This is a genomic window from Acetobacter aceti NBRC 14818 (genome assembly GCF_000193495.2).
GTDB lineage: Bacteria > Pseudomonadota > Alphaproteobacteria > Acetobacterales > Acetobacteraceae > Acetobacter > Acetobacter aceti.
In genome coordinates this window covers 2896449-2907366 of the sequence record NZ_AP023410.1, presented here as the reverse complement: position 1 = coordinate 2907366, position 10918 = coordinate 2896449, and the positions used below count along the sequence as shown (strand labels likewise).

The 10918-nt window shown below is 56.8% G+C and carries 10 protein-coding genes; 2 read left to right on the top strand and 8 right to left on the bottom strand.

Translation table 11 applies throughout. The annotated features are described in order from the left end of the window. Nucleotides 1-54 precede the first annotated feature (54 nt). The 3 genes from EMQ_RS13345 to EMQ_RS13335 form a co-directional block, all read right to left on the bottom strand. On the bottom strand, nucleotides 55-501 hold the full coding sequence (locus EMQ_RS13345) for a hypothetical protein (protein ID WP_010668645.1): 447 nt from the start codon (nucleotides 499-501) through the stop codon (nucleotides 55-57). 326 nt (nucleotides 502-827) lie between these two features. Further along, on the bottom strand, nucleotides 828-1172 hold the full coding sequence (locus tag EMQ_RS13340) for a MarR family transcriptional regulator (protein WP_231368040.1): 345 nt from the start codon (nucleotides 1170-1172) through the stop codon (nucleotides 828-830). Between the two features lie 261 nt (nucleotides 1173-1433). Beyond that, nucleotides 1434-2846, bottom strand: coding sequence for a leucyl aminopeptidase family protein (locus EMQ_RS13335; RefSeq protein ID WP_010666728.1), 1413 nt, complete (start codon nucleotides 2844-2846; stop codon nucleotides 1434-1436). Between the two features lie 126 nt (nucleotides 2847-2972). Here EMQ_RS13335 and EMQ_RS13330 point away from each other — a divergent pair, with 126 nt between their 5' ends. Both EMQ_RS13330 and fdxA read left to right on the top strand, forming a co-directional pair. Continuing rightward, on the top strand, nucleotides 2973-5594 hold the full coding sequence (locus tag EMQ_RS13330; protein ID WP_010666727.1) for a helicase-related protein: 2622 nt from the start codon (nucleotides 2973-2975) through the stop codon (nucleotides 5592-5594). A gap of 183 nt (nucleotides 5595-5777) precedes the next feature. Continuing rightward, nucleotides 5778-6110, top strand: coding sequence for a ferredoxin FdxA (gene fdxA / locus EMQ_RS13325; protein ID WP_010666726.1), 333 nt, complete (start codon nucleotides 5778-5780; stop codon nucleotides 6108-6110). Between the two features lie 389 nt (nucleotides 6111-6499). On the opposite strand, the gene EMQ_RS13320 is transcribed toward fdxA, so the two are convergent. From EMQ_RS13320 to cyoA, 5 genes are all read right to left on the bottom strand, one after another. Then, entirely contained in the window at nucleotides 6500-6754 is a 255-nt protein-coding gene (locus tag EMQ_RS13320) for a hypothetical protein (RefSeq protein ID WP_010666792.1), read from the bottom strand. Nucleotides 6755-6894: 140 nt separating this feature from the next. Then, nucleotides 6895-7230, bottom strand: a complete 336-nt coding sequence (gene cyoD / locus EMQ_RS13315; RefSeq protein ID WP_010666793.1) for a cytochrome o ubiquinol oxidase subunit IV — start codon at nucleotides 7228-7230, stop codon at nucleotides 6895-6897. Further along, on the bottom strand, nucleotides 7230-7835 hold the full coding sequence (gene cyoC / locus EMQ_RS13310; protein WP_010666794.1) for a cytochrome o ubiquinol oxidase subunit III: 606 nt from the start codon (nucleotides 7833-7835) through the stop codon (nucleotides 7230-7232). Before cyoC ends, cyoD begins: the two co-directional genes overlap by 1 nt. Then, the gene (cyoB, locus tag EMQ_RS13305; RefSeq protein ID WP_010666795.1) at nucleotides 7835-9826 is read right to left on the bottom strand and encodes a cytochrome o ubiquinol oxidase subunit I; all 1992 of its coding nucleotides are present in this window, start codon (nucleotides 9824-9826) and stop codon (nucleotides 7835-7837) included. Before cyoB ends, cyoC begins: the two co-directional genes overlap by 1 nt. Nucleotides 9827-9833: 7 nt before the next feature. After that, complete coding sequence (cyoA, locus tag EMQ_RS13300) at nucleotides 9834-10757, bottom strand: ubiquinol oxidase subunit II (RefSeq protein ID WP_010666796.1); 924 nt, start codon at nucleotides 10755-10757, stop codon at nucleotides 9834-9836. Nucleotides 10758-10918: the final 161 nt, after the last annotated feature.

Below are 10918 nucleotides of genomic sequence, written 5' to 3'. Positions count from 1 at the left end.
AAAACCGGAGACCTTTCGATCTCCGGCTCGCGTTCCCAACACAGGTGACAGCGTTTATTTCAGAGGCTCGAACGTCAGGCCACCAGCGCCTGCGGAAAGACGCGCCCCTTTCGCATTACTCGTCAGTTTCAGACGAACGCCGTGCTTGTTTTCAAGAACAGCACCGCCCAGTCCATTCCCCAAAGTGGCCTCACCACTTGTCGCAGCAAAGGTGCCTTCCATATCAGCGGCATTGTGCAGGTTATAGACAGTCCCCTTGCTGACGACCTCCGAGAAACCGACAGCAGCGATCTGGCCACCCGTAACCTTGTAGCGATATGTTTTCTTGTTGAACGTCAGACGGGCGTCGCCCCAGGTATAACCGACACCAAGGTCAGCCGATTTGGTTTTGATGGTCAGGGTGCCTGATGGCGTGCCGAGCGTATCAGCCGCCATGGCCGGGGCTACGAAATACGTTGCGGCAGACAGGGCGGCGGCAACGGCAAAAGATGTGAAACGCATTTGTAGGCTCCTTAAGTTTCCCCAACAGAACCTGAGGGGTATCGGCGTCTATTGTACGGAGATAACGCCTGAACCCGTCATCCGGTTCACCGGGCCATTCAGTCACAGTCCCGTCCACCCGCAAATCAGATCACCCTTCTGAAAAAGGCATTTTAAATTTCATCAGCAGGTGACCTCTGAGCGGATCGCTACGCTCTCATCTCTCTTTATTTTCAAAGGTCGGAGCGAAGAGCAGAACCTTGAAAACATACGTGCCCTCTATACAGGCGATAAAAAAAGGCCGCTCCGAAGAGCGGCCTTTTTGGAAGACTCAACAGGCGCGTCTGTTACGCAGCGCGACGTCCGGCGCGCGGAGCACGCTCTTCAGACGCTTCCTTACGGACGGCAGGAGCGGCTTCACCCATGATGGAGCGGATTTCACGAAGATAGGCAGCACCTTTCAGCGTGCGCTGGACCAGCACCGAACGACGATCGAGCGGATCAACCTTGCGACGTGCCAGATCCAGTTCGCCCAGACGGTCCAGAGCGCGGGTGATGGCAGGCTTGGATACATTCAGCTCGGAAGCAAGACCCCGAACGGTGTGACCATCTTCCTGAAGATAGCAGGTCAGGAACACAGCCAGCTGACGAGCGGAAAGATCCGGACCGTCACGGCGCACGAGGGAAACCATCGTGTCGCGCAGTGTGTTGACCAGCTGGTCAGCTGTCGCGTTCGTCTGGGTCTTCGCCGCCGCCTTCGCTGCGGAGGCGGTCCGGAGTGTTGTTGTCCTGGCCTGGGCCATCATATTATTCCCTGTTTCCAGACAGGTAAGGTTAACTCCCTGTCCGCTGACACGCAGTCAGCCTCATTTCCTATTGCAGGCACATATAGATTGTTCTGAGACGATTTAAAGCCGTAACAAATGAATAGTTTTTTAGGGAAATCGTTATTCTCACGAATTTAATAAATTCGTCATCCCAAGCACATGTGGAAGAGCTGCATAAATCGCCCGCAACCCAAGGATTTCACCACCTTCCGGTCTTCCACTCCGTGTTGAATCATTCCATGCATAACTATCGATATGCGTCCAATGCACATCAGACTCAACAAAACGCTCAAGAAACAAAGCAGCAGTTATGGCCCCGGCAAACGGTTTAGACGAAATGTTATTGAGGTCTGCTACAGAACTTTTCAGCCAGTGCCGGTATCCATCCCACAGAGGCAGTCGCCAGAACGGATCGGAGACGGTTTTTCCTGCCTCAAGCAGCCCTTCGACCATCGCATCATTATTACCGAGCACGACGGGAAGGTCTGGCCCAAGCGCCACACGGGCCGCGCCGGTGAGCGTCGCCACATCAATCAGCGCTCTCGGATGAGCCTCACTGGCTTCGGTCAGCAGATCGGCCAGCACCAGCCGTCCCTCCGCATCGGTATTGCCGATTTCAACCGTCAGACCATTTCTGGCCGTCACCACGTCCAGCGGCCGCATCGCCGTGCCAGAGACCGAATTCTCCACGCAACCAAGCCGTAATTCGAGCCGCAAAGGCAGATCCTGCGCCATGATGAGCCGCGCCAACGCCAGAACGGTCGCAGCACCTCCCATATCCTTCTTCATCCGCAACATGCCGGACGCGGGCTTGATGTCGTAGCCACCGCTGTCGAAACACACGCCCTTGCCCACCAGAGACAGAAGCGGAGCGTCTTTCTTCGCTTTCGATCCAGCCCAGTGCGCCACCACCACACGCGGACGTCGCTCGGAGCCATTCCCGACATGCGCGACCAGCGGATAGGCTGCCTCAAGCGCTTTTCCCTTGATGATCTTCACTTTGGCGTCAAAGGGCTCCAGCGCCGCCTGAGCTGCCTTGGCCAGATCCTCCGGCCCCAGCAGATTGGCGGGCGCATTGATCAGGTCACGTCCCAGCCAGATCGACTGCGCCATCTCCAGAGCCAGCGAGTCCGGCTTCTTTTCATAGAGATGCACCTGCAACGGTTTCGTTTCACCCAGCACATAACGATAAGCGCCCAGAGCAAAACCAAGCACGGCGACACTGCGGTCCACATCATCCGGCAACGAAAGTGTCCAGTTGCCTTTTGGCAGATCTCTGGCCAGCCCACCGAATACAAAAGGATCAATCCTGTCGGGAGCAGGCAGGCCAAGGAGCGCGGTTACGTCGCCCGAAGCGTCCGGCACCAGCACCAACTGTCCCGAGGCAGCCGTAAAGCCGGTGTCCACCGCAAAACGCGCGCCAGTTGCCCCGACAATCGCTGTCAACTCCTTGGCGCTAGCCGTCCGGACGCCATGCACCACGCCAACTGGCCCCTTCACGCGTCCCGTAACAATGCATTCCAGTCCATTTGCACGCATCGCGTCTCTCCATGCTTGATGAACAGTCAATGAACGCAGGCTGCTCCCGAACATCCCCGGACGCAACATTGCCCGTGATCACAACCGGCCCTTGCATTTCCCGCCGAGCCATCGGACCATGCCTGCATGACAGGGTTCTCCACCCACCCGTTTCCGCTTTGCCCGCTCCCCGCCTGTGCTCCGGCGGGTGCCGACGGTTCTTTCGCCAGATCGTCTGGCCATAGTTTTCATGGCGCAGCGGGTCGCGACACAGATCATCATCTTCACGCCATCCTCGGACCGACCAACACCGGCAAGACGCATTTCGCCATCGAGCGGATGCTGGCCCATCCTTCCGGCATCATCGGTTTTCCGCTCAGGCTTCTGGCGCGTGAGAATTACGAGCGACTGGTCGCCCGAAAGGGAGCCTCCCGTGTCGCGTTGATCACCGGCGAGGAGAAGATCATCCCACCCGATGCGCGGTGGTTTTCCTGCACTGTGGAAGCCATGCCTGTCGACAGACAGGTGTCCTTTCTTGCCATCGACGAAATCCAGCTCTGCGCCGATCCGGAACGGGGCCATATCTTCACGTCCCGCCTGCTGCATGCACGCGGAACCGGAGAGACGCTTTTCCTCGGGGCGGAAACCATCGCGCCGCTGATGCGTCGGCTGGTACCCGAAATCACCATCGACACCCGCCCGCGTCTGTCGGCACTGACCTTCACAGGTCCGGCAAGGCTGGAAAAACTGCCTGCCCGTTCGGCCATCGTGGCGTTCTCCGCCGCCGAACTGTATGCCATTGCCGAACTGATCCGGAGCCGTCGGGGCGGATGTGCCGTAGTCATGGGGCAGATGTCGCCCCGCACACGCAATGCACAGGTGGAGCTCTACCAGAATCGGGAAGTCGATTACCTCGTCGCCACAGACGCCATCGGCATGGGTCTCAACATGGACATCGCCCATGTCGCCTTTGCCGGTCTTGCAAAATTTGATGGCTCTCGGCGACGGCCTCTTACCGCATCAGAAATTGCACAGATCGCCGGACGGGCCGGACGCGGTACGAAAGACGGTACGTTCGGCACGACCGGACGGTGTCCGCCGATGCCTGATCCGATCATCGAGGCTGTCGAAAACCATCAGTTCGATCCACTCGAACGGCTGATCTGGCGGAATGACAGGCTGGATTTTTCCAGCCCTCGCGCCCTGATGGCCAGCCTGTCAGTGTCGCCACCGATGCGCGGCCTACAGGCCAGTGAGCCGACCAGTGACGCGCTGATCCTCGCCACGCTCGCGCACGAACCCCAGGTCATGGCCACTGCCACAGGTCGAGCTCACACAAAAATGCTGTGGGACGTGTGTCAGATTCCGGATTTCCGCAAGATTGGCGAGCGGAGCCACGCGCAACTCTGTAGCCGTGTGTTCAGCCTGCTGGTCGAGCAGCGTCGTCTGCCCGCCGCGTGGATGGAAGAGCAACTTGGACGCCTCGATCGCGTAGACGGCGACGTCGATACGCTCATGCAGCGTCTCGCCGGCATCCGCATCTGGTCCTACATCGCCAACCGGGAGCAGTGGGTCAGGAATGCTCCGGTCTGGCAAGAGCGCACGCGGGTTGTAGAGGACAAGGTTTCGGACGCCCTGCATGAGCGTCTGACCGCCCGTTTCGTCGACAGACGCTCAGCGCATCTGATCCGGCTGCTCGAAAATGAAAATAATGCGCCGCTTCTCTCTGCGGTCAAAAGCGATGGCGAAGTCATTGTCGAAGGGCATCCCGTCGGCAGGATGCAGGGCTTCCAGCTTCACCTTGATTCGGACCTGCCGCAATCGGATCGCGCCACCCTCGCCCGCGCCGCCCGCCGTGCTCTAAGAACCGAGATTCCCTTACGTGTACAGGCATGCCAGCAGGCCGAAGACACCGCTTTCATGCTTGATCACCAGACTGGTGACATCACTTGGGAAGGCATCGAAATCGCCCGTTTGCGCGCCGGACGTGATGTGCTGCATCCGACAATCATGTTGCGCGGTGACGATCTTCTGGACACACGCCAGAGAGACAGTGTCCGGGTGCGTCTATCGGAATTTGTCTCTCGGCACATCGAGCAGGAGCTGGCTCCCCTCTTCAGGGCCCATGCCCGTGCTGCCGCCAGCGCCGAGACACGCGGTGCACTTCACGAGATGATGGAGGGAGCCGGGCAGGCTCGTGCCCGTTTTCCGCTGACGAAGCATCATCCTCTCCATCGTCTGGGCGTGCATTGCGCTTTGGGCTGGCTTTATCTGCCGAGCCTGCTCAAGCCACGCCCCATGCGTTTCCGCGCCCTTCTGATGGCCGTGCATTCTGGTGCAAGTGCGGTGGACATGCCGCCTCCTTCCGCCGTCTCGGTCCCGGTGACGGCGTTTCCATCTGCCTACTTTGATGCGCTTGGGTGGCCCGCCTGCGGTCCTGTGCGACTCCGTCTCGACATGGTGGAAAAGCTGGTCCGAACATTATCTTTCCGGACGCGACAGAACAGTGTAGCGTTGCCTGAGCATTTCGCTCCCTGGCTGGGCACGAAGGCGGCGGATGTGCCTGCCATACTGCGTGCGCTCGGTCTGCGACTGGAAGCCCCCCGTCCACTCCCGTCCAACATGGCGGGTCCAAACCCGTTCTGGGTAGTCTCCAGACCCCAGAACGGCCCGAAAAAGCATCACTTACGCCCAGTAAAATCACGACGTCCCGCAAAGGAAACACCCTTTGCCGTCCTCTCATCCCTGCTGGTTCGCACACCCGCCTGAAGATCTTTTATGCAACGGTGCATATGGGCCATTCGGCAACACCGGTGCGTTTTCCGCACCAATGGCTTGCTTCTGTAGGAAATCCGCCGCATAGGTGCGCCTCGATATGCGGGCTGAGTTCCGACCGTCCGTTCACACCCGGCTTTGACGCCAGTGTCAGGCCCCTGATAATCGGAGATGACGATGACCTACGTGGTCACTGAAAACTGCATTCGGTGCAAGTTCATGGATTGCGTGGAAGTCTGCCCGGTAGACTGCTTCTACGCTGGCGAGAATTTTCTCGTCATTAATCCTGATGAATGCATCGATTGTGGTGTTTGCGAACCGGAATGCCCGGCCGAAGCCATTTTCCCTGACAGCGATGATCGCGCCACGCCGTGGGCCGAGATCAACACGAAATATGCTGCGGTGTGGCCGAACATTACCCGCAAAGGCACTGCCCCTCCCGATGCGGAAGAGTGGAAAGACAAGCCAAACAAAAAAGAGCTTCTCTCTCCGGAGCCCCAGAAAGACTGATCGGACGCTTTCTGTGTCTGGACAAAGCCTGCCCCTCAAAAGGGCAGGCTTTTTTTGTGGATTATATAGAACCCAGCCTCTCACCTGCTGGATAGAAGCGTAACGTGCACAGTTGAATACAAGGCGTTGGCTTTTCAGGGTTTTGCCACGCTCCACACAAAGAAACGTGGTCCCTTTAATTCCGGTTTGCTGGCGAAAACTGGATGAGTGGCAGAGAAATGCCTGTTTACTGTTGGCATACAGGAACAATTCAATAAATATCTGATTGCGGGTGTATTTGCAGACCAGAAGGCCGCTGTTTTTATGCGTCCTTCAAATCCTGAAGTCTAAAATGGACGCCTTTTCCTCGTTCTGGAGATCGTTGGTCATCAGTCTGATGGCCCCCAACGCTATCGCCAGTCTCCCGCCGTCTTGGCTTTGCAGATCAGAAAAAACGAAACGATTGCTATCCCATCGACAAGCATCACCAGACTTTCGGCCAGCAAGGGCTCCGTCAGGTCCAGCCAGGGAACGACCAGCGTCGGAATCAGCGTTACTCCTAAAAAGAGTATCCATAGACTCCATCCCTGCCAGGTGATGGGCCGTCCGGCACCATACCCATAACGTCTGACAGCAAACCACGCCTGAGAAGAGCGTCTGTCCATCGGCACATTTCCACTTATGTCAATCAGCCATCGCGAGAAGTCTGGTTTAGCATGTCATAAAAAAAGCCCCACCCGAATTAACGGGTAGGGCTTTTCCAGACCACTTATCCAGTCGCCGAAGTGACCGGACAGATAATCTTTTAGCGCGACATCATATGTGCGGCTGTGTTGTCCATGATGAACATCGTGCCGACAAAGAAGATCGCAACAAAGCCAAGGGTGAACAGGAAGACTTTGTTATTCCAGGCCTGTTCAGCTGTTGTGCTCATGTGCAGGAAGAAAATCAGGTGAACGACCACCTGAATCGCCGCAAGCACAGTGATGGCCATCAGCGTTGCTGAGGGTGAGAGGCTATGCCCCATCACCACCATAAACGCTGCGGCAGTCAGGATAACGGCAAGAACAAACCCGATGATATACGAGGTTGCGTTACCGTGGCTCGAGCCCTCATGGGCTGCTGAATGGTCGTTACTCATCAGATCATGCTCGCCAGATAGACATAGGTGAACACGCAGATCCACACGATGTCGAGGAAGTGCCAGAACAGGCTCAGCATGGTGAGCTTGTTCATCATACGCTCATTGATCGCGCTCACGCCGGACAGCTGAATGATCATGACGACCAGCCAGACCAGACCACAGCTCACGTGAAGACCGTGAGTTGAAACCAGGGTGAAGAACGCGGACAGGAACGCACTGCGATCCGGACCAGCGCCGTCGGCGATCATGTGAGCGAATTCCCTGAGTTCAAGGAACACAAACCCAAGACCAAGGAGGAAGGTCACGGCCAGCCACATCTGGACTGATTTGATCTGGCCCTTGTGAGCCGCGATCATGCCGAAACCGTAGGTGATGCTCGAGATCAGGAGGAGCGCTGTTTCCAGCGCAAGCCCCGAAATTTCGAACAACTCCTTACCCGTCGGTCCACCGGCAAACTGGTTCCGGAGGACCGCAAAGACGGCGAACAGCGATCCGAAGATGATGCAGTCCGTCATCAGATACACCCAGAACCCGAACACCGTCGGAAGTTCGTGGTGTTCGTGCTCTGCGTGCGCGTCAGAGAGAGTTGTATCGTGCGCCATTACTCAGCCGCCTGTGCCATAAGTTTGCGGGAGTGCTCGTTCTCGATCCGGGCAACTTCCTCGGCGGGGATGTAGTAATCAACATCCTGGTTCGCACTGCGTGCGATAACCGTCGCGAAAACACCCACAAGAGCGATCGCTGCCAGCCACCAGATGTACCAGATCGCAGCGAAGCCAAGCACGAAGCTGAACGCACCGACCAGGAAACCGGCCGCCGTGTTCTTCGGCATGTGAATCGGCTGGTAAGGTCCACCTGCCTGACGCGTGTCGATACCGTTTTCCTTGTCGTGCATGAATGCATCGAATTCATGAACGTGCGGAACGATAGCGAAGTTGTAAGGCGGCGGCGGTGAAGACGTTGACCACTCGAGCGAACGGCCATTCCACGGATCACCGGTCACGTCACGGTTCTCAGCAAGGTTCATGTCACGGATGGAGACATAAAGCTGGGTAACCTGACAGACGATACCGAACAGGATCATCACGGCGCCGATTTCAGCAATCAGAAGCCAGGGATGCCATGCCGGGTTGCTGTAGTGGTTCAGACGACGCGTCATGCCTTCGAAGCCGAGGACATAAAGCGGAACGAACGCAAAGTAGAAGCCGACAAACCAGCACCAGAACGCCCGCTTGCCCCAGGTTTCGTTCAGCTTGAAGCCGAAGACCTTCGGGAACCAGAAGTTCATGCCGCAGATGTAGCCGAAATACACACCGCCGATGATGACGTTATGGAAGTGGGCGATGAGGAAGAGACTGTTGTGAAGAACAAAGTCAGCAGCCGGGATCGCCATCATCACGCCGGTCATGCCGCCGATGGTGAAGGTGATCATGAAGCCGACAGCCCAGTACATCGTGGCGTGAAATTCAACGCGCCCCTTGTACATCGTGAACAGCCAGTTGAAGAGCTTAACGCCCGTCGGGATGGAGATGATCATCGTCGCGATACCAAAGAACGCGTTGACGTCAGCACCTGCACCCATGGTGAAGAAGTGATGAACCCAGACGACGAACGACAGCACCATGATGGCGCAGGTCGCATAGACCATCGTCGCATAACCGAAGATCGGCTTCTGGGAGAACGCCGGAACGACTTCCGAGAACACGCCGAACGCCGGGATAACGAGAATGTAGACTTCCGGATGACCCCAGGTCCAGATCAGGCTCAAATAGAGCATCTGGTTGCCGCCACCGTCATTCGTGAAGAAGTGCATCCCGAAATAACGATCAAGGCCAAGAAGAGCGATAGCCACGGTCAGAACCGGGAAGGCGATCATGATCAGCACGGAAGCGCAGAAAGCGGTCCATGTGAACACGGGGATCTTCATCCAGGTCATGCCAGGAGCACGCATCTTGACGATGGTGACGAAGAAGTTGACGCCTGTCAGCAGCGTGCCAACACCCGAAATCTGAACTGCCCAGATATAGTAGTCGACACCGACACCGGGGCTGAACTGGTTTTCGGACAGCGGCGGATATGCCAGCCAGCCGCACTGAGAGAACTCACCAATGAACAGTGAGACGTTGATCAGCGCGAAGGCGACTGCCGTCATCCAGAAGCTCAGGTTGTTCAGGAACGGGAAAGCAACGTCGCGCGCACCGATCTGAAGCGGCACCACGAAGTTGAACAGAGCCGTCATGAACGCCATCGCCATGAAGAAGATCATGATCGTGCCGTGGGCCGAAAAGATCTGGTCATAGTGATGAGGCGGCAGATAGCCGGGGTTACCCGCGTAAGCCAGCGCAAGCTGGGTACGCATCATGATGGCGTCGGCAAAGCCACGCACAAGGGCAAGCAGAGCGACGACGACATACATCACCGCCAGACGCTTATGGTCAACGGAAGTCAGCCACTCTTTCCAGAGATAGCCCCACTTTCCGAAATACGTAATCAGGCCGAGAACGGCGATACCAGCTATCGCGACGCCGATGAACGTACCGACAAGGATCGGCACATCCAACGGGATATCCGCGAACGATAATCTCCCTAGCATTTTGATCCTACTCCTTCATGTTCATGTCGGACATCGCGGACTGAACGTGGATCATCTTGCCCGTGCTCTTGTCCATGACCATGCCGTTATTGTACTTCGCCACGATCTGGTCGAAGAGGTTCGGCTCGACATGAGAATAGTATTTGACCGGCTCGGCCTCGCTTGGAGCAGCAAGACGCGGGTAGGTCTGGTCATCCAGCTGATCGGATGAAGAACGTACCTTCTCGACCCATGCTGCATACTGATCCTGCGGCATTGCGAGCGTACGGAACTCCATGTCGGAGAAGCCGCGACCACTGTAGTTCGCTGACTCACCAAGGTAGTCACCAGCTTCCGTCGCCATCAGGTGAAGCTGCGTCTGCATGCCCGCCATGGCGTAGATCATGGAGCCAAGACGCGGAATGAAGAACGAGTTCATCACGGCATCGGACGTGATGACGAAGTGAACCGGCTTGTTCACCGGGATCGCCAGCTGGTTGACTGTGGCAATACCCTCATCCGGATAGATGAAGAGCCATTTCCAGTCCAGAGCCACAACTTCAACCTCGAGAGGCTTCGTCGTCGCTTCTGCGTCCAGCGGACGATAGGGATCCAGTGAGTGGCAGGTCTGATAGGTGATGACCGCCAGATAGATGATGATCAGGGTTGGGATACCCCAGATCGCCGCCTCGATCTTGTTCGAGTGGCACCATTTCGGAAGATATTCGGCTTCCGTGTTCGTCTGCCGGTATTTCCACGCAAAATAGCATGCCATGATGATTGTCGGGACAACCACAATGAGCATTGCGACCGTCGACTCAACGATCAAGGTTTTCAATTGGTCTCCCACTGGCCCCTTGGGGTCCAGGATGTCCCATTCACATCCCGCCAGTGGAAGCACCGAAGCGAGACCAGCCAGTCGGGCTGCTCCCTTCAGGTACTTGTTTCTCATCGTACGTCCCTCGATTCTGACATACTTGTAGGTCTCTCTCCAACAAGGTCGTTCCGGATCACACCTGCCCACAGGCACAGATCACTTCCGTCCACGTTGCATTACAACGATTCAATAATCCCACAATTTAGTTATCACAATGCATCATACGTCTTTCCGCT

Coding starts and splice junctions, on each gene's coding strand:
- EMQ_RS13345 (WP_010668645.1), bottom strand. CDS start 501: ATGCGTTTCACATCTTTTGCCGTTGCCGCCGCCCTGTCTGCCGCAACG.
- EMQ_RS13340 (WP_231368040.1), bottom strand. CDS start 1,172: ATGGTTTCCCTCGTGCGCCGTGACGGTCCGGATCTTTCCGCTCGTCAG.
- EMQ_RS13335 (WP_010666728.1), bottom strand. CDS start 2,846: ATGCGTGCAAATGGACTGGAATGCATTGTTACGGGACGCGTGAAGGGG.
- EMQ_RS13330 (WP_010666727.1), top strand. CDS start 2,973: ATGACAGGGTTCTCCACCCACCCGTTTCCGCTTTGCCCGCTCCCCGCC.
- fdxA (WP_010666726.1), top strand. CDS start 5,778: ATGACCTACGTGGTCACTGAAAACTGCATTCGGTGCAAGTTCATGGAT.
- EMQ_RS13320 (WP_010666792.1), bottom strand. CDS start 6,754: ATGGACAGACGCTCTTCTCAGGCGTGGTTTGCTGTCAGACGTTATGGG.
- cyoD (WP_010666793.1), bottom strand. CDS start 7,230: ATGAGTAACGACCATTCAGCAGCCCATGAGGGCTCGAGCCACGGTAAC.
- cyoC (WP_010666794.1), bottom strand. CDS start 7,835: ATGGCGCACGATACAACTCTCTCTGACGCGCACGCAGAGCACGAACAC.
- cyoB (WP_010666795.1), bottom strand. CDS start 9,826: ATGCTAGGGAGATTATCGTTCGCGGATATCCCGTTGGATGTGCCGATC.
- cyoA (WP_010666796.1), bottom strand. CDS start 10,757: ATGAGAAACAAGTACCTGAAGGGAGCAGCCCGACTGGCTGGTCTCGCT.